Here is a 269-nt window from a genome sequence, read left to right as displayed (position 1 = left end):
TCAAGAACCGTGGCGTCCAGCCGATGCTCGATGCGGTCGTCGACTACCTCCCGAACCCGCTCGACGATATGGCCGTCCTTCATCACGACGACCGTGTACTCCTGCTGCGACCCCGGCGTGGCGGTCTTGTCTTCGAGGATGACGGCCGAACCCGAGGCCAGACCCGCGAGCACCCCACCCGCGGGGATGGCGACGCTCGTTCGGGTTCTCGCGTGCTTCGCGTGCCACTTCGGCCAGGGTCGCCGCATATTCATCGAGCTCTGCCATCG

At 66.2% G+C, this 269-nt stretch carries 1 protein-coding gene; it reads right to left on the bottom strand.

What is annotated here, in order from left to right; genetic code table 11:
• A partial coding sequence (locus DW307_RS00010; protein ID WP_136023608.1) for a hypothetical protein occupies positions 1–254 on the bottom strand: 254 nt, incomplete at its 3' end.
• Between the last annotated feature and the right edge of the window lie 15 nt (positions 255–269).

This window comes from Microbacterium sp. K27, assembly GCF_004794435.1.
GTDB lineage: Bacteria > Actinomycetota > Actinomycetes > Actinomycetales > Microbacteriaceae > Microbacterium > Microbacterium maritypicum_A.
Note: the sequence above shows the minus strand (reverse complement) of the source record. Positions and strands in the feature narration are given on the sequence as shown.